We start from the raw sequence: 17,734 nt of genomic DNA on the forward strand, positions 1-17,734 counted from the left end.
TGTTACGAAACTGTGGGGCGACATTGGTGTAATACCCTACAGTCTTGCGCAAACGTTTCATGTCAGGGAGTTAGTATGGTTCAGGATATACGCCCCAGTGGTAGCCCGTTCAAGCGGCTGTTCTTCGCCTTGCCGGTCAGCGACGCCCAGCGCCGTGACCTGGCCCAGTGGCGGCGAGGGCTGAACCTGCGCAGCGGCAAACCGGTGCCGGCAGCCAACTTCCATGTCACGCTGCTGTTCCTCGGTGATGTAGACGCCGCGCAGGTGCCTGCGATTTGCGCGGCGGTCGACCAACTGGCGCTGCCAGCCTCGGCGCCGCGGCTGTTGCTCGACCGTTTGCAGGTGTGGCAACGGGCCAGCGCCCTGGTGCTGGAGGCGCAGCAGGTACCACCGGCCCTGTTGCAACTGGTGTACGGTTTGCAGCAGGCGTTGCTGCCGTTGGGGGTGGAAGCGGCCAAGCGGGAGTATCGACCGCACCTGACGCTGTCCAGGGGTTACCGCGGGCAGCCGCCCGAGGCCAGCAGCGCGCCGGCGTTTTACCTCACCACGCGACACTTCACGCTCTACGAGTCGCACAAGGGGGCTTACTGGCCATTGGCGCAGTGGCCGCTGGCGGACTGACCTGCAGGGGCCGTTCAGGTCAGGCGATTACACCGGCAGGCTCTGGTAAGGCAGTTCATCCCCCGGGCTACGTTCGAACTGACGCTTGTACTCGCGGCTGAACTGCGAGGTGCTCTGATAGCCCACCCGGTGCGCAGCCTGTGCTACGCCCAGGCCTTCGCCAATCAGCATCTGCTGCGCCTTGAGTAGCCGCAAACGCTTCAGGTACTGCATCGGCGCCATATCGGTGCAGCGCTTGAAATGTTCGTGGAAGGTGGAAACGCTCATGTTGGCACGCGTAGCCAGTGCCTCCACGCTCAGTGGCTCGCTGTAGTGCTCGCGCAGATGGGCGAGGGCGGCGCCGATGCGGGCGAAGTGCCCCTGTTGCTCCACCAGTGCCCGCAGCACACCGGCCTGGGGGCCGCGCAGGGCGGTGTACAGCACTTCGCGTACCCGCGCCGGGCCCAGCACCTTGGCGTCCAGCGGGTCGTGCAGGCAGCGCAGCAGGCGCTCCACGCTTTCGCGCATGGGCGCATCCAGTGCCGCCGACGTCATCGATTGTGGGGTTTGCGCCTGCACTTCAGCGTCCGGTGCCAGGCCCATGCTCTGCACCAACTCGCCCAGCACGCCACGGTCGATGCCCACCGCCACGCCCAACAGCGGCGCCTCGCGGGTGGCAAAGGTTTCACACATGAACGGCACCGACAACGCCTGCACCAGGTAATGCCCTGCACCGTACTCCAGGGTACGCGGCCCCAGGCGTGCCAGCTTGCTGCCTTGGGCCAGGATCATCAGGCTTGGTTCGTAGATCTGCGGGCTGCTGGCCACATAGTGGTCCCAGCTCAGCACCTGCACCTGGGGCAGGTGCGTGGGCACGAAGCCCGGGCGCGTGGTGAGGCTGCGGATCAGTGAGCAGAGCGGCGCATTGGCATCGACGTGACGGGTCAGTTGCATGGTGGACCAGGGGCAGAGAATCAGACAGCTTGATCATCGCAGATTGAGGGCGTGGCGCCAGCCATGGCTTGGCATCTTCGTAGAATCAGGCATGCATGCCGGAGAATCAGCCGTGGGCGAGGCGGCGAACGACGCGCAAAATGCGTCGCCTGAATCGTTTCACTTCACTGCGAGGCCCTGCATGTATACCGCCATCGGTTATGCCGCTCAAACCCCCACCAGCCCCCTGGCCCCCATGACGTTCCAACGCCGCAGCCCGCGCTCGGATGACGTCGCCATCGACATCCTGTACTGCGGCGTGTGCCACTCCGACATCCACCAGGCGCGCAACGAATGGGGCATTGCCGTGTACCCGCTGATGCCGGGCCACGAGATCATCGGCCGGGTCACCGCGGTGGGCGACAAGGTCACCGCGTACAACGTCGGTGACCTTGTGGGCGTTGGCTGCATGGTCGACTCGTGCCGTACCTGTGAAGCCTGCGCCAAGGACCTGGAGCAATACTGCCTGGAAGGCCCGACCATGACCTACGCCACCCCGGACCGGGTCGACGGCAGCAACACCATGGGGGGGTACTCCAGCAGCATCGTGGTCAGCGAGCACTTCGTGGTGCGCATACCGGCCGGCATGGACCTGCCCAGCGCTGCACCTATTCTGTGTGCCGGCATCACCACCTATTCGCCGCTCAAGCACCACGGCGTTGGCCCCGGCCACAAGATCGGCATCCTCGGCATGGGCGGCCTGGGCCACATGGGCATCAAACTGGCCAAGGCCCTGGGGGCGGAGGTGACCCTGTTCACGCGCTCTCAGGCCAAGGCCGAGGAAGCGCGCCGCCAGGGGGCCGACCATGTGATCGTCTCCACCGATGCCGAGCAGATGCGCGCCGCTGCCGGCCGTTTCGATTTCCTGCTCGACACCATTCCGGTGCAGCACGACCTCAACCCGTACCTGGAAACGCTGAAGTTCGACGGTGTGCACATCCTGGTCGGCCTGATCGAACCGATCGACCCGGCATTGCATGCGGCCAACCTGGTGATGAAGCGCCGGGTGCTGGCGGGGTCGTTGATCGGGGGGATTGCCGAGACTCAGGAAGTGCTGAACTTCTGCGCCGAGCACGACATCCGTTGCGATATCGAGATGCTGGATATCCGCAACATCAACCAGGCCTATGAGCGGATGATTGCCGGTGATGTGAAGTACCGGTTCGTGATCGACATGGCCACGCTACAGGGCTGATTGATCGGTTGCCTGTACGGGCCTCTTCGCGGGCAAGCCCGCTCCTACACAGGGGTGATGTTGGGCTTGCGCACGGTGGGGCCCGTACAGGCAGCAACGATGCAGCCGTTTTACCAGGCCATTGGCTTGTCCCAGCCCTTCCAGAACAACCATCGCCGCACCTCGCCGTGCGCGCCGGTACCGATCTGCCACTCGGGCCGCCCGCTATCCAGCGCAATCACCGAAATAACCCCCGCATGGCTCGCCGCCACCAGCGTTTGCCCGTCGGCGCTGATATCCATCGCACTGATGGTCGATCCCAGGTAGTGCTGCCAGTGCTCCGTACCCTTTTCGCCAAACGCCCGCAGGTAGCCATAGGCATCACCCACAATGTACTCGCCATCGCGCGCAACCCCTGCATACACCCTTGCGCCCTCCTGCACCAGCGGGGTACGCGGGTCCTGGCTGTAGTAATCGGTATCCAGCCCGTGCAGGTCTGCCACCCTCACGGCCAGCGTGGCACCGCTGTAGAAATGGCAGGCATTGACGATCAACTGGTCACCGGCGCGGTTGAACAAGGCAAAGTGCGGGTATTCGCTGCCCGGGCCGATGTGCGCCAGCGGCTTGAGCTGTTCGTTCAGAACAAGGTGCCGGCTGCCTTGCTCACCCACGACGATCAGCCGGCCATCCGCCGACACTGCACCATGCTCCATGCTCAGCCCCAGGCTGATGTCGTCCGGGTCGGTGCCCTCGGCCAGCTCTTCGAGCACGCGTGCCTGCTGTGGCAGCAGGCGAGTCGCACCTTGAGTGGCCAGCACGAAGATACCTTCGGCGCTCACCAGCAGCACGCGCTGGCCATCGGGAAAGGGGATCAGCGCGGTCGGTGTGGGCGGCAGGTCGAACGGCTCGAACGGGTAACCTGGCGGCAATCCCTCCAGCCCGGTGGGCCAGGCCAGGCGTTGCACTTGCGGGCCGCCCCAGCCATCGGTCACCCGCACGCCCTCGGCATTGGCCAGGGCGAAATAGCGCCGCGCCGGGCAGCGGCCAAAGTGTTCGATGCCGATGACCGGGGTTACCCCATGGTGGTCGATACGCACCACCTGGCCCTTGTCGTATGGCATGCCGATGCGTGCCAGCAGGCTGCCATCTTCCAACAGCAGGACATTGCTGATGCCTTGGCCGTGGTCTTCGAGCAACGGTATCAGGGGGTGGTGCGCCGGTGGCCAGGCGTCGCGGAATGCCTGGCGCTGCTGTTCGTCGATGTCAGGGCGGTTGGCTGCCTGCAGGGCTACCAGCCACGCGTCGAGCAGGTGTTCGGTGGCGGGTGCCTGCGGCTCTTCGAGGTTGTCCCAGCCGTGCGCACGGCCCTGCGCGACGTAGTCGTTGACGGCCTGGGCATAGGCGGTAACTGCCTGCTGCCACTGCTGCTGGGGGTGCTGCTTGTCCATGAGCGGATCGGGCTCCTTGTTGCACACGCGTTTCATACAAAGTGCGCATGGTACTCCTTCTGCCTGTGCTGCGGTTGTGAGGCCCCCGCTTGACGCGTACCATGCCGGGCATTCCTATCCATAACAAAACGTACGTTGGCACCCCGGCAAGCGGGTCGCTGGCGTGCGGTTTGTTGCGTTGCCTGCGGAGAAGCAGTTTCCACCCATGAACGAACCCATACCCACGCACCTGCCGCCCACAACAGGCAGCGGCAGCTGGCTGAGCGTCATCGCCCTGGCCTTGGCGGCCTTCATTTTCAACACCACCGAGTTCGTCCCGGTGGCGCTGCTCAGTGACATTGGCCGCAGCTTCGACATGAGCACTGCCCAGGTCGGCCTGATGCTGACTATCTATGCCTGGATCGTGGCGCTGGCCTCGTTGCCCATGATGTTGCTGACCCGCAACATCGAACGGCGGCGTCTGCTGCTGTTCGTGTTCCTGGTGTTCATTGTCAGCCACTTGCTGTCGTGGCTTTCGCAGAGCTTCGCCATGCTGCTGGTCAGCCGTATCGGCATTGCCCTGGCGCATGCGGTGTTCTGGTCCATCACTGCCTCGCTGGCGGTGCGTGTGGCGCCGCCGGGCCAGCAGGCCAAGGCGCTGGGCCTGCTGGCCACCGGTACTACCCTGGCCATGGTCCTGGGCATCCCGCTGGGTCGTGTGGTGGGCGAGGCACTGGGCTGGCGCATCACGTTCCTGAGCATTGCCGGGGTAGCGCTAGCCACCATGCTGTGCCTGATGAAATCGCTGCCGCTGCTGCCCAGCCAGAACTCCGGTTCGTTGCGCAGCCTGCCGGTCCTGTTCAAGCGCCCGGCACTGGTCATTACCTACTTGCTGGTGACACTGGTCATTACCGCGCAGTTCACGGCCTACAGCTACATCGAACCGTTCGCCCTGCACGTAGCGCAGATCGGCGGCGACCGTACCACGCTGTTGCTGCTGTTGTTCGGCGGTGCCGGGGTTTTTGGTTCGTTGTTGTTCAGCCGCTACAGCGATCGCTTCCCGCATGGCTTCCTGGTGGGTTCGATCGGAGTACTCGCCGCGTGCCTGTTGCTGATGTTGCCGCTGTCGGGCAATTTCTATGCGTTCGCAGTGCTGAGCATGTTCTGGGGCGTGGCGATTCTCAGCTTCAGCCTGGCGCTGCAGTCCAGGACCCTGAAGCTGGCGTCCGACGCCACCGATGTGGCCATGGCGCTGTTCTCGGGTATCTACAACATCGGCATTGGCGGTGGTGCGCTGCTGGGCAGTATCGTCAGCAGCCAGATGAACGTGGCTGATATCGGCCTGGTGGGCGGCAGCGTGGCAGTGGTCGGGCTGGTATTGGCCGTTGCCAGTACCCGGCGTTTTCGCGAGGCGTTGACACGTTGAGCCGAGGCGCCCCTTGCCGGTCAAGCAGAGACTCAGGCCAATACTGCAGCCCATGCCGATATCAACAAAACCCCCGCCAACACCTGATTGAACACCCGCAACCGCCCCGGTGCCTGCAGCCACCGGGCGCTCCCCACCCCCAACACCGCCCATGCGGTCATGCTCGGTAGAGCGATCAGCCAAAACACCAGCGCCAACTGCCACACTGGCAGTGACGGCGCGGCAAATACCCCGACCACCGCCACGGCCATCAACCACACCTTGGGATTCACCACCTGCAACGAGGCCGCGCTGAGCGCACTGAAGCCTGGCGCCGTGGTCGTGTGGAGCGGGGTGGCGGCACTGCGCAGCATCTTCCACGCCAGGCTGCTCAGCCACAGCACCCCGGCCCAGCTCATCAGCTGTTGCGCCAAGGGGTGACGCAGCAGCAGTTCGCCCAGCCCCAGCCCGACGAGCAGCACAATGGCTGCTGCCGCGCCACACGCCGCCACGATCGGCGCCAGGCTTGCGCGCAGGCCCCGGCGGGCGCCATGGGCCAGGATCAACAGGTTGGTCGGCCCCGGGCTGATGCTGGATACCAGGGCAAACAGAATGAAGGGCAACAGCGACTGCGACATGGTTCAGGGCTCCGTAAACGCGGAGCAACATGCTCGCTGCCTGCCGGCACTCAGTCTGGAAGGTTTGAGCAGCGCCTGCGGTAGTCAGCCGGGGTCAACTGGTAGGCGCGGCGGAACCAGCGGCCCAGGTGGCTCTGGTCGGCAAAGCCCAACGCCACGGCCACTTCAGCAGGTGTCTGACCTTGGGCAAGCAGGCGCCGCGCGCGGGCCAGGCGCAGCTGGATCAGGTAGGCATGGGGTGCAATGCCGAACGCTGCCTTGAACGCACGGGTCAGGCGAAAGCGGTCGATGCCGCAGGCCTGGGCCAGGTCTTCCAGGCCGATGTCGCGCTCCAGGTTGGCGTGCAGGAAGTCCCGCGCACGCTGTGCGGTCAGCGGCAGGCGCGGGTCGGGATTGATGCGGCGGCGCCAGTGCAGGTGACGGGTCAGGCAGGCCAGTAAATCGTCCATGGCCGTTTGCCTGACGATGCGCAAGTCCTGATCATGCACGGCCTGGAAGGCCTGGGCGGTGGCCCGCGCCAGACGTTCGTCATGGCACAGGGTGTCGGCAAAGCTGGGCAGGCTGTCGCCTGGCGCGTGCTCGTACAGCGCGCGCAGCTGTTGGTCGAGCCAGGCGGGCTCCAGGTACAGCGTCGAATAGGTGAAGCCTTCTTCGGTGGGCGCCAGGCCATCGTGGATGTCGCCAGGCTCAAGTAAAAACACCTGCCCCGGCGTGCTGCGGTGGCGCACGCGACGGCAGTTGAACTGCTGCACGCCCTGCTCGGTCACACCGACCAGGAAGCTGTCGTGCCAGTGGGGGTCATAGGCATGCCCGACAAAATGCGCCCGGACCGACTCGATGCCGGTGTCGGCGTCTTGTTTGAAGTCGATCCAGTTGCTCATGGACGTGTACCGTGGGGTAAATCGCTACCTTAGCGCAACGCCCCCGGCTCAGTCTGGAACGATTGTGCAGCCGTTGGTCAGTGCCCGGGCGCGCAGGGCCTCGAAGCGTTCGCGTAGCCACAGGTGCAATTGCGTCACGGCAGGCGTGAGTTGCTTGCGATGAGGGCAAACCAACGTGAGCGGGGTAGACTCGCCGAGCAATTCGGGCAGGACGATTTCCAGTTCACCGGCCGCGATGTTGGCGCTGACATCCAGCCACGACTTGTAGACGATACCTTCCCCCTGGATGGCCAGGCGGCGGATGACGTCGGCGTCGTCACTGACCAACGGCCCACGCACCTGCACGGTGCGATTACCCAACTGCCACTTGTCGTACACCCGGCTGTGCTGCATGTACAGCAGGCAGGCATGCTGCTGCAGCGCGTCGGGGGTGAGCGGGCGGCCGTGGCGGGCCAGGTAGTCGGGCGAGGCCACCAGCACTCGGCGGTTCCATTCGGCCAGCGGCAGGGCGATGTAGTTGGCATCCTGATTGAGGCCATAGCGGATGGCCACATCCACAGGGTCGCGGTTGAGGTCGGCCATCTGGTCGGACAGGAAGAAGCGCAGTTGCAATGCCGGGTGGTCGCGGCGGAAAGCGCTGAGCCAGGGCAGCAGCATGTTGCGGCCCATGTCGGAAGGGGCCGACACCTGCAGAGTGCCGCGCAGGCTATTGGGGTTGCCATGCAGATCTTCATGGCCCTGGCGCAGGCTTTCCAGCACATTCAGCGCGGTTGGCAGGTAGCGCTCGCCCTCGGCGGTCAGGCGCAGGCTGCGGGTGGTGCGGGCGAACAGGCGTACATCCAGGTCGCGTTCCAGGCGTTTGATCGCGGCAGCCACCTGGCCCGGCAGCAGGCCTGCTTCATGGGCGGCGGCAGTGAAGCTGCCCAGCACGCTGCTGCGGGCAAACAGTTCGAGGTCGGTGATGCGCAGCATTTTCATTCCAGGGATGAAAGTGTTGTTACATTGTGCCGCTTTTTCTTTTTTGCTGGAAAGATAAGATGCGCGGCACATCCACTGTTCATTCCGGAGTTGTCGCATGGATACCGTATCGCTGGCCAAGCGCCGTTACACTACCAAAGCTTACGATGCCTCACGCCGCATTCCCCAAGCCACTGTCGACGCCCTGCTCGAACAACTGCGCCACAGCCCGTCGTCGGTCAATTCCCAGCCCTGGCATTTCATCGTCGCCGACACGGCCGAAGGCAAGGCCCGCCTGGCCAAGAGCACGGCGGAGGGTTATGCCTACAACACGCAGAAGCTTCTCGATGCCTCGCATGTGATCGTGTTCTGCACCCGTACCGAAATGACTGAAGAACACCTGAACGCCGTGCTCGATCAAGAGGCTGCCGATGGCCGTTTCCGTGATGAGCAAGCGCGCGCCGGGCAAAACCAGAGCCGCCGTCACTACGTCAACCTGCACCGCTTCGACCAGAAGGATGTGCAGCACTGGATGGAAAAGCAGACCTACCTGGCGTTGGGTACTGCCTTGCTGGGTGCGGCAGCGCATGGGCTGGATGCCACGCCGATCGAGGGCTTCGACAGCAAGGTCCTCGATGCCGAACTGGGCTTGCGTGAGCGTGGGTTCACCAGTGTGGTGATCCTGAGCCTGGGTTACCGCAGCGAGGCGGACTTCAATGCCGGGCTGAACAAGTCGCGGTTGCCGGCATCGCAAGTGTTCACCTTCCTGTGAGGTTTCCGGGGCCGCTTTGCGGTCCTGGCAATGCTGGCGGTCAATCTGGCAAAGCCCTGGCTTCGATTGCCCGCCCCGGCAAACTGGCAATGACCCGGCATATACCGCATACTTATCGGCAAATGCCGAAAAGGAGCGTGCCATGCTTGCCGAAGTGCTTCGCGACAACGGTTACCACGAGTACCGGGCGCGCCTGCAGGCGCTGCTGGACATTCCCGAGCTTGCCAGCGACTTCGAAATTCACACCCGCATCACCGATGGTTTTGCCGCCACCTGGTTGGTGAAACTGACCGAACGCGGTGTGCTCACGCCGGTGGAGCGCGACCAGATCATCCCGCTGCGCACGCTCAAATCCCGTATCGAGCGTGACCAACCGCTGACCGTGGATGAGAGCGACCGGCTGTTCCGCTCGGCCCACATCACCGCCATGGCAGAGGCCGTGTTCGGTGAAGCGGGCAAGGCCAAGCGCTGGCTGTCCAAGCCCAAGGAACGCTTCTCGGGGCTGACGCCGATGCAGATGCTCACCACCCAGCAAGGCACCACTCAGGTCGAAGAAATGCTGCTGCAGATTGCCGAGGGCTATGGCCTGTGATTTTGTGGCGAATCAGCGCCTATGCAGACTTGAGCGGTACGGGGGGCTTGCGTGTGAGTGGCCGCTGGCACCAGGCGGGTCGACCGGTGGTGTATGCCGCCACCAGCCCTCCCGGGGCGATGCTGGAAGTGTTGGTGCATCTGGAGATCGACCCCGAGGATTTCCCTACCACCATGCGCTTGCTTCGCATCGAACTGCCTGACACGGTTTCCCAGGCGCAGTTGCCCGCTTTGCAGCCCGGCTGGTCTGCCCAGCCTGAGTTGACCCGTACGCTGGGCAATCGCTTTCTGGATGACTGTTCGGCATTGCTGCTGCCGGTGCCAAGCGCGATCATGCCCAGCACTACCAATTACCTGTTCAACCCACGGCACCCGCAGGCGCAGAGCGCGAAAATCCTGGTTGAGGATTTCACGCCGGACAGCCGCCTGTTCTAGGGCATGGTCACCACAGTGCGGCCGATGCTAACGCCAGCACCCGGCCAAACACTTCGAGCGCCTTGTCCACGTCAGCCTCGGTGCTGAAACGGCCGATGCTCAAGCGCACACTGTTGCGTGCCTGGCGTTCATCCAGCCCCAGTGCCAGCAGCACATGCGAGGCAGCGTTGCTCGCCGAATTGCAGGCCGAGGTGGTCGACAAGGCCAGTTCGCTGGCCAGCGCCGTGCTGTTGAAGCCTTTGCTGTCGATGCACAGGTTCAAGGTATGGGGAATACGTTGCTTGGCGCAGCCATTCAGGGTAACGCCGGGCATGGCCAGCAGGCCTGTGCGCAGGCGTCTTGCCAGTTGCTCAAGGCGCTGGTAGTCGCTGTCGCCGGGTTGGCCGGCCAAGGCAAAGGCGCTGCCCATGCCAGCGATCTGGTGGGTCGCCAGGGTGCCGGAACGCAGGCCTTGCTCATGGCCGCCGCCGTGCATCTGCGCACGCATCAGCGCGCGGGCGCGTGGCCCTACATACAGCGCACCGATACCTTTGGGCCCGTAGACCTTGTGCGCCGAAAAAGACATCAGGTCCACGGCCATCTTATGCAGGTCGATAGCCAGTTTGCCCACAGCCTGCGCGGCATCCACGTGCAGCAGGGCACCGTGGGCACGCACCTGCTCGCCGATCGCGGCAAAGTCGGTGACCGTACCCAGTTCGTTGTTGACCGCCATCAGCGATACCAGGCGGGTGTCAGCGCGCAACGCTGCCTGTACGCTTGTAGGCTGGATCAGGCCGTCGGCATCCGCTGCCAGGCGCGTAACGGCCCAGCCCTGGCGTTCCAGTTCGGCCACGGTGTCAAGCACGGCCTTGTGTTCCAGCTGGCTGGTGATCAGGTGTCCGGGCTGGCCGATGCCTTGGGCAATACCCTTGAGCGCCAGGTTGTTGGACTCGGTTGCGCCCGAGGTCCACACCAGTTGCTCGGATTGCGCACCGACGCACTCGGCTACTTGCTGACGGGCCTGTTCCACGGTGTGACGTGCAGCTTGGCCGTAGGCGTGGCCGCTGGACGCCGGGTTGCCGAAGTTGGCCTGGTTTCCCAGGCAGGCGAGCATGGTTTCGATGACCCGGTCGTCGACCGGGGTTGTGGCGGCGTAATCGAAGTAGAGCGGGGCGCTAGGCATTGGGGCGGGTCCGTGTCAGTGGCCGTGAAATCGTTAATCATTGACGTAAGCGTACCCGCCAGCAGCGCGATATTTTTCACTTCCTCTGGTTCGATTCTCGATGCTTATAGAAAAATATTCTCCGCCTAAGACATTGCATGGAATTTTCTACTTTTTTGGGTGAGGTGCCATGAATGGTTCCTCGCCAGCCTTTTCAGGCGGACTCCAGCGCCTTCTCTTCCTCGGCCACCACGCGCTCGCACAACTCGGTGATCTGCTCGCGCATCCAGCGGTTGGCCGGGTCCTGGTCGGTGCTTTCATGCCAGTACAGGTGCGTTTCCAGTGCAGGCACCTCCACCGGCAGCGCCTGATAACGCAACTGATGGCGACGGGCGAAGCGCTCGGGAACCGTCATCGCCATGTCGGTCTGCTGCAACACCTGCGACGCCATGAGGTAGTGTTGCGAACGCAGAGCGACCTTGCGTTGAACCCCCATCTTGCCCAGCGCCAGGTCGACGTAACCCAGGCCGTTGCGCCGGCTGGAGATATGGATATGGGTCATGCCCAGGTAGCTGTCGAGGGTCAGCTTGCTGTCGGCCAGCGGGTGGCCCTGGCGCAGGGCGCAGACATAGCGGTCCTGCATCAGTTTGATGTGGCGCACCTGCGGATCGGTGTTCAGTGGCGCGTCGATGGCAAAGTCCAGGCGACCGGCGGCGAGTTCCTTGGTGGTCTCGCGGCGCTTGCACAGGAAGCTCTCGATCATTACCGCCGGTGCCAGGCGGCGCAGGCGCTGGAACAGCGGCGGCAAGATGACCGCCTCGGTCAGGTCGGTCATGCTGATGCGGAAGGTCTTGTTGGCCTGCTGCGGGTTGAACGTGCGGCTTTCCTGCACCGAGGTCCGCAGCAGCGCCAGGGCGTTGCGCACCGGACCGATGATGTTCTGCGCCATGGGTGTGGGCACCATGCCTTGCGCGGTGCGCACGAACAGCGGGTCATTGAAGGTTTCGCGCAGGCGCGACAGGGCATTGGACACTGCCGGCTGGGTAATGCCGACGATCTGCCCGGCGCGGGTCAGGTTGGCTTCGGTGTAGATCGCATCGAACACGATGAACAGGTTGAGGTCGACCTTGGTGAGGTTCATGGGCGCCGCTCTTTGTTGGAATTATCGGTCGATCATATATCGGTTATGAATGTTTATACACGCGGAAAATAGACTAGGTGGATGGAGCAATGCTGCTCTAGGCTCTGCCCCACGTACTCCGAACTGTGAAGGTAGCCCAGATGGATTTCGCCTATTCGCCCAAGGTCCAGGCACTGCGCGAGCGTGTCACTGCGTTCATGGACGCTCATGTCTACCCCGCCGAGGCCGTGTTCGAGCGCCAGGTCGCCGAGGGTGACCGCTGGCAGCCCACTGCAATCATGGAGGAGCTCAAGGCCAAGGCCCGCGCCGAAGGGCTGTGGAACCTGTTCTTGCCAGAGTCGGAATACGGCGCCGGCCTGAGCAACCTGGAGTACGCACCGCTGGCAGAAATCATGGGCCGCTCGTTGCTCGGGCCGGAGCCGTTCAACTGCTCGGCGCCGGACACCGGCAACATGGAAGTGCTGGTGCGCTATGGCAGCGAGGCGCAGAAACGCCAGTGGCTGGAGCCGCTGCTGCGTGGCGAGATCCGCTCGGCGTTTGCCATGACCGAACCGGACGTGGCCTCCTCGGACGCCACCAACATGGCTGCGACCGCCATACGTGACGGTGACGAGTGGGTGATCAACGGCCGCAAGTGGTGGACTTCCGGCGCCTGCGACCCGCGCTGCAAGGTCATGATCTTCATGGGCCTGTCTGACCCTGAAGGGCCACGCCACCAGCAGCATTCCATGGTGCTGGTGCCTACCGACACGCCGGGCGTGAAGATCGTCCGCCCGCTGCCGGTGTTCGGTTATGACGATGCGCCCCATGGTCATGCCGAAGTCCTTTTCGAGAATGTGCGGGTGCCGTACGAAAACGTGATCCTTGGCGAAGGCCGCGGCTTCGAAATTGCCCAGGGCCGACTGGGCCCAGGCCGTATCCACCACTGCATGCGCTCGATCGGCATGGCCGAGCGCGCGCTGGAGCTGATGTGCAAGCGCTCGGTGGAGCGTACTGCCTTTGGTCGGCCACTGGCACGCTTGGGCGGCAACGTCGACAAGATCGCCGACTCGCGCATGGAAATCGACATGGCCCGGCTGCTGACGCTCAAAGCGGCCTACATGATGGACACCGTCGGCAACAAGGTGGCCCGTAGCGAGATCGCCCAGATCAAGGTGGTGGCGCCGAACGTGGCATTGAACGTGATCGACCGGGCTATCCAGCTACATGGCGGGGCAGGGGTAAGCGGCGATTTCCCGCTGGCCTACATGTATGCCATGCAGCGCACCCTGCGCCTGGCTGACGGGCCGGATGAAGTGCACCGGGCGGCGATTGGCAAATACGAAATTGGCAAGTATGTGCCGGTGGAGATGTTGCGTAGCGGGCGGTGAACGCGTCAGCTTGCGCCGGCCCATTCGCGGGTGAACCCGCTCCTACACGGGCACCCAGCTTGCCCGCGACGTGGCCAGTGCAAGTGATTCACTCAGGCACCTAGTTGCGTGTCTTTTTCCCTCTTGGACGCGGGTTCTTGTCCAATGGCGTGCGGCTGGTGCCCATCCATACTGTCATCCTTTTTTTGCCCCCGCGTCTTGATCAACGAAATCACCACCCCACCCAGCAACAACCCGAATGTCACGCCCAACGACAGCAGCGCCGGCACCTTGCCCACCATGCCGTGGTAGAAAATCTTGCAGCCAATGAAGATCAACACCAGCGCCAGTGCGTACTTGAGGTAAACGAACCGGTGCATCAGCGCCGCCAGCGCGAAATACAGCGAGCGCAGGCCGAGGATGGCGAAGATGTTGGAGGTGTAGACGATGAACGGGTCCTGGGTGATGGCGAAGATCGCCGGCACGCTGTCGACGGCAAACACCAGGTCGGCCAGTTCGATCAGTACCAGCGCCAGAAACAGCGGGGTGGCATAACGCAGCGCCTTGCTGTGCCCGGGCGGGGTTTGGCGTACGAAGAAGTGCGAGCCATGGATCTGGTCGGTAACCCGCATGTGCCGCCGCACGAACTTGAGGATCGGGTTGTTGGCCAGGTCCGGGCGGCTGTCTTCCTTCGACAGCGCCATCTTCACCCCGGTAAACAGCAGGAAGGCACCGAAGATGTACAGCACCCAGGCAAAGTTCTGTACCAGCGCCGCGCCCACGCCGATCATGATGGCCCGCAGGAACACCACGCCCAGGATGCCCCAGAACAGCACGCGGTGCTGGTAGCGACGGGGGATGGCGAAGTAGCTGAAGATCATTGCCATGACGAACACGTTGTCCATCGACAGCGACTGTTCGACCAGGAAGCCGGTGTAGAACTCCAGCGCAGACTGCGCACCCAACTGGTACCAGACCCCCGCGCCGAACAGCACACCGACACTGAAATAGCCCGAATACAGCAGCAGGCTCTCGCGCATTTCAATTTCCCGGTCGTGGCGGTGCAGCACGCCCAGGTCGAGCACCAGCAAACCGATGACGATGGCCATGAACACCAGCCACAACCAGGCGCTGGTCCCGAGGACAGGTGTTGTGAGGAATGCTTGCAGAGCTGTCATGAGCCCCTCCTTGAATGTCGACGTTGCATGGCAACAGTGATCCGACATGGCGGCTTGGCAGCCGTCAGAGGGGCCCGGTATCACATGAGCTTGAGCCTAGACCCGTTTGCCAGTGGTGCCGAATGGGTAGCTGTTACATTTCTTTGCCAGTGCAGCGCTCAAGCCCGCAATCCTTTGCTCAGCCCTTTCCCTTCTATTAAATAACCCCGGTTATAGCCAAAACCAATCGAAAGCATGAGCTTTGCCAATGAGCCTTCCGCGGGATGATTAGTTAGGATTCTATCCATCAACTGATTCCAACCCCATGAAGGAGCGTCTCTCATGCCAATCATCAACAGCCAGGTCAAACCCTTCAACGCCACCGCCTACCACAAAGGCGAGTTCGTTCAGGTCAGCGAAGCCGATCTGAAAGGCAAGTGGTCTGTCGTATTCTTCTACCCGGCCGACTTCACCTTCGTTTGCCCGACCGAGCTGGGTGACCTTGCTGACAACTACGCCGAGTTCCAGAAGCTGGGCGTGGAAATCTACGGTGTTTCCACCGATACCCACTTCACTCACAAAGCCTGGCACGACACTTCCGACACCATCGGCAAGATCCAATACCCGCTGATCGGTGACCCGACTCACGTCATTTCGCGCAACTTCGACGTGCTGATCGAAGAAGCCGGCCTGGCCGACCGCGGTACCTTCGTGATCAACCCGGAAGGCCAGATCAAGATTGTCGAACTGAACGACGGTGGTGTAGGCCGTGATGCTGCCGAACTGCTGCGTAAGGTCAAGGCTGCCCAGTACGTTGCCGCTCACCCAGGCGAAGTGTGCCCGGCCAAGTGGAAAGAAGGCGAAGCCACTCTGGCGCCGTCGCTGGACCTCGTAGGCAAGATCTAAGGTCATGCCCACAGCGCGGGCGGTAAGCAGCCGCCAAAGCTGAAATACCCACCGCCCCGTCAAACGCCCGGGCGACCTCGCCTGGGCGTTTTTGTATCCGAGTTTTGAAAAAGGAATCGCCCGTATGTTGGACGCCACGCTTAAATCGCAACTGAAAACCTACCTGGAGCGGGTCACCCAGCCGATCGAGATCGTTGCCTCCCTCGACGACGGCGCGAAGTCCCGCGAATTGCACGACCTGCTGGTGGAAATTGCCGGCCTGTCGAACCTCATTACCTTCAGCGCGGAGGGTACCGATGCCCGTCGCCCTTCGTTCTCGCTGAACCGCCCGGGTGCCGATATCAGCCTGCGCTTCGCCGGCATCCCCATGGGCCACGAGTTCACCTCGTTGGTGCTGGCGCTGCTGCAAGTCGGCGGCCATCCGTCAAAGGCCAGTGCCGAAGTGATCGAGCAGATCCAGGCCCTGGAAGGCGAATTCAACTTCGAAACCTACTTCTCGCTGTCGTGCCAGAACTGCCCGGACGTCGTCCAGGCACTGAACCTGATGGCGGTACTCAACCCCAACGTGCGCCATGTGGCTATCGACGGTGCGCTGTTCCAGGAAGAAGTGGAATCGCGCAAGATCATGGCGGTACCGAGTATCTACCTCAACGGTGAAGTGTTTGGTCAGGGCCGTATGGGCCTGGAAGAAATCATTGGCAAGATCGACACAAACGCCGGCGCCCGCCAGGCTGAGAAGATCAACGCCAAGGATGCCTTTGACGTGCTGGTTGTCGGCGGTGGCCCCGCTGGCGCCGCTGCTGCCATCTACGCTGCCCGCAAGGGCATCCGCACCGGTGTTGCTGCCGAGCGCTTCGGCGGCCAGGTGCTCGATACACTGGCCATCGAGAACTTCATCTCGGTGCAGGAAACCGAAGGACCGAAGCTGGCCACGGCGCTGGAAGAGCACGTCAAGCAGTACGACGTCGACATCATGAACCTGCAGCGCGGTGAAGCGCTGATTCCCGCTGCCGAGGGCGGTCTGCACGAAGTGCGTCTGGCGGGGGGCGCTTCGCTGAAGGCCAAGACTGTAATCCTGGCCACCGGCGCCCGCTGGCGCGAAATGAACGTGCCAGGTGAGCAGGAGTACCGCGGCCGCGGCGTGGCCTACTGCCCGCACTGTGACGGCCCGCTGTTCAAGGGTAAACGCGTGGCGGTGATTGGCGGCGGCAACTCGGGTGTGGAGGCGGCTATCGACCTGGCCGGTATCGTCGCCCAGGTGACGCTGATCGAGTTCGACAGCCAGCTGCGTGCCGATGCGGTGTTGCAACGCAAGCTGCACAGTCTGCCGAACGTTAACGTGATCACCAGCGCGCTGACCACCGAGGTGCTGGGCAATGGCGAGAAGGTGACCGGCCTGCGCTACAAGGACCGTACCACGGATGAACAGCACGAAGTGGCACTGGAAGGCATCTTCGTACAGATTGGCTTGCTGCCCAATACTGACTGGCTGAAGGGCACCGTCGAGCTGTCGCCGCGTGGCGAAATCATTGTCGACGCCAAGGGCCAGACCAGCATCCCGGGAGTGTTTGCCGCAGGTGACGTGACTACCGTGCCGTACAAGCAGATCGTCATTGCGGTGGGTGAGGGGGCCAAGGCATCGCTGGCGGCCTTTGACCACCTGATTCGGACTTCGGCGCCGGCGTAAGCCTGTACCGGCCCTTTCGCGGCTAAAGCCGCTCTCGCAGGAGTGCGCAGTTGTTGAAACTGTGAAGATCCCCGTAGGAGCGGGTTTACCCGCGAAGAGGCCGGCCCTGCTGGCCAATTTCCACCCGCCGTTCACCGTTGCCGCTGCGACCGTATTCGCGGGTAAACCCGCTCCTACACAGATTGGTGGTGGACACACATCGGGAGTTGGACACAGGCCGTCGTGTAGGAGCGGGTTCACCCGCGAAGAGGCCGGGCCTGCTGGCCAATTTCCACCCGTCGTTCACCGTTGCCGCCGCTACCGTATTCGCGGGTAAACCCGCTCCTACGCAGATTGGTGGTGGACACACATCGGAGGCCGGGCCTGCTGGCCAATTTCCACCCGTCGTTCACCGTTGCCGCCGCTACCGTATTCGCGGGTAAACCCGCTCCTACGCAGATTGGTGGTGGACACACATCGGAGGCCGGGCCTGCTGGCCAA

The 17,734-nt window shown here is 63.1% G+C and carries 17 protein-coding genes; 9 read left to right on the forward strand and 8 right to left on the reverse strand.

What is annotated here, in order from left to right:
• Positions 1-75: 75 nt before the first annotated feature.
• The gene (thpR, locus tag ACYCCG_RS23835) at positions 76-621 is read left to right on the forward strand and encodes an RNA 2',3'-cyclic phosphodiesterase (RefSeq protein ID WP_209964986.1); all 546 of its coding nucleotides are present in this window, start codon (positions 76-78) and stop codon (positions 619-621) included.
• A gap of 27 nt (positions 622-648) precedes the next feature.
• Here the strand turns inward: thpR and ACYCCG_RS23840 are convergent, their stop codons facing one another.
• The gene (locus ACYCCG_RS23840; protein ID WP_459671987.1) at positions 649-1,554 is read right to left on the reverse strand and encodes an AraC family transcriptional regulator; all 906 of its coding nucleotides are present in this window, start codon (positions 1,552-1,554) and stop codon (positions 649-651) included.
• 181 nt (positions 1,555-1,735) lie between these two features.
• Here ACYCCG_RS23840 and calA point away from each other — a divergent pair, with 181 nt between their 5' ends.
• The gene (gene calA / locus ACYCCG_RS23845) at positions 1,736-2,788 is read left to right on the forward strand and encodes a vanillin reductase (protein WP_209964990.1); all 1,053 of its coding nucleotides are present in this window, start codon (positions 1,736-1,738) and stop codon (positions 2,786-2,788) included.
• A 110-nt stretch (positions 2,789-2,898) separates the two neighbouring features.
• Here calA and ACYCCG_RS23850 read toward each other — a convergent pair whose 3' ends face one another.
• On the reverse strand, positions 2,899-4,215 hold the full coding sequence (locus tag ACYCCG_RS23850; RefSeq protein ID WP_459671989.1) for a hypothetical protein: 1,317 nt from the start codon (positions 4,213-4,215) through the stop codon (positions 2,899-2,901).
• A 205-nt stretch (positions 4,216-4,420) separates the two neighbouring features.
• Here ACYCCG_RS23850 and ACYCCG_RS23855 point away from each other — a divergent pair, with 205 nt between their 5' ends.
• Positions 4,421-5,620: a sugar transporter gene (locus tag ACYCCG_RS23855; protein WP_209964994.1), complete on the forward strand. Its 1,200-nt coding sequence runs from the start codon at positions 4,421-4,423 to the stop codon at positions 5,618-5,620.
• A gap of 32 nt (positions 5,621-5,652) precedes the next feature.
• Here ACYCCG_RS23855 and ACYCCG_RS23860 read toward each other — a convergent pair whose 3' ends face one another.
• From ACYCCG_RS23860 to ACYCCG_RS23870, 3 genes are read right to left on the reverse strand one after another with little or no spacing between them, the layout of a single operon-like run.
• Entirely contained in the window at positions 5,653-6,237 is a 585-nt protein-coding gene (locus ACYCCG_RS23860; protein ID WP_209964996.1) for a LysE family translocator, read from the reverse strand.
• 50 nt (positions 6,238-6,287) lie between these two features.
• The gene (locus ACYCCG_RS23865; RefSeq protein ID WP_101196125.1) at positions 6,288-7,118 is read right to left on the reverse strand and encodes an AraC family transcriptional regulator; all 831 of its coding nucleotides are present in this window, start codon (positions 7,116-7,118) and stop codon (positions 6,288-6,290) included.
• Positions 7,119-7,166: 48 nt separating this feature from the next.
• Positions 7,167-8,090 (reverse strand): LysR family transcriptional regulator, encoded by a 924-nt coding sequence (locus tag ACYCCG_RS23870; RefSeq protein ID WP_101196124.1) that lies wholly within the window; start codon positions 8,088-8,090, stop codon positions 7,167-7,169.
• A gap of 103 nt (positions 8,091-8,193) precedes the next feature.
• On the opposite strand from ACYCCG_RS23870, the gene nfsB reads away from it, so the two are divergent.
• The 3 genes from nfsB to ACYCCG_RS23885 all read left to right on the forward strand — a co-directional run bounded on the left by nfsB (position 8,194) and on the right by ACYCCG_RS23885 (position 9,873).
• Positions 8,194-8,847, forward strand: a complete 654-nt coding sequence (gene nfsB / locus ACYCCG_RS23875) for an oxygen-insensitive NAD(P)H nitroreductase (protein WP_014591578.1) — start codon at positions 8,194-8,196, stop codon at positions 8,845-8,847.
• Positions 8,848-8,989: 142 nt separating this feature from the next.
• Positions 8,990-9,439, forward strand: a complete 450-nt coding sequence (locus tag ACYCCG_RS23880; protein ID WP_003250525.1) for an antitoxin Xre/MbcA/ParS toxin-binding domain-containing protein — start codon at positions 8,990-8,992, stop codon at positions 9,437-9,439.
• Positions 9,436-9,873 (forward strand): RES family NAD+ phosphorylase, encoded by a 438-nt coding sequence (locus ACYCCG_RS23885; protein WP_209965002.1) that lies wholly within the window; start codon positions 9,436-9,438, stop codon positions 9,871-9,873. Before ACYCCG_RS23880 ends, ACYCCG_RS23885 begins: the two co-directional genes overlap by 4 nt.
• Positions 9,874-9,880: 7 nt before the next feature.
• Here ACYCCG_RS23885 and ACYCCG_RS23890 read toward each other — a convergent pair whose 3' ends face one another.
• Both ACYCCG_RS23890 and ACYCCG_RS23895 read right to left on the reverse strand, forming a co-directional pair.
• Complete coding sequence (locus tag ACYCCG_RS23890; RefSeq protein ID WP_459671993.1) at positions 9,881-11,035, reverse strand: cysteine desulfurase family protein; 1,155 nt, start codon at positions 11,033-11,035, stop codon at positions 9,881-9,883.
• Positions 11,036-11,228: 193 nt separating this feature from the next.
• The gene (locus ACYCCG_RS23895; protein WP_339535211.1) at positions 11,229-12,155 is read right to left on the reverse strand and encodes a LysR family transcriptional regulator; all 927 of its coding nucleotides are present in this window, start codon (positions 12,153-12,155) and stop codon (positions 11,229-11,231) included.
• A 140-nt stretch (positions 12,156-12,295) separates the two neighbouring features.
• Between ACYCCG_RS23895 and ACYCCG_RS23900 the strand changes: the two genes are divergently transcribed.
• Positions 12,296-13,525, forward strand: coding sequence for an acyl-CoA dehydrogenase (locus ACYCCG_RS23900; protein ID WP_209965006.1), 1,230 nt, complete (start codon positions 12,296-12,298; stop codon positions 13,523-13,525).
• A gap of 92 nt (positions 13,526-13,617) precedes the next feature.
• On the opposite strand, the gene ACYCCG_RS23905 is transcribed toward ACYCCG_RS23900, so the two are convergent.
• Positions 13,618-14,682 (reverse strand): TerC family protein, encoded by a 1,065-nt coding sequence (locus ACYCCG_RS23905; protein ID WP_176683854.1) that lies wholly within the window; start codon positions 14,680-14,682, stop codon positions 13,618-13,620.
• A gap of 321 nt (positions 14,683-15,003) precedes the next feature.
• On the opposite strand from ACYCCG_RS23905, the gene ahpC reads away from it, so the two are divergent.
• Entirely contained in the window at positions 15,004-15,567 is a 564-nt protein-coding gene (gene ahpC / locus ACYCCG_RS23910) for an alkyl hydroperoxide reductase subunit C (protein WP_004375926.1), read from the forward strand.
• 124 nt (positions 15,568-15,691) lie between these two features.
• Complete coding sequence (gene ahpF, locus ACYCCG_RS23915) at positions 15,692-17,254, forward strand: alkyl hydroperoxide reductase subunit F (protein WP_209965013.1); 1,563 nt, start codon at positions 15,692-15,694, stop codon at positions 17,252-17,254.
• Positions 17,255-17,734 lie beyond the last annotated feature (480 nt).

The sequence above is a fragment of the Pseudomonas sp. VEM90 genome, from assembly GCF_054611535.1.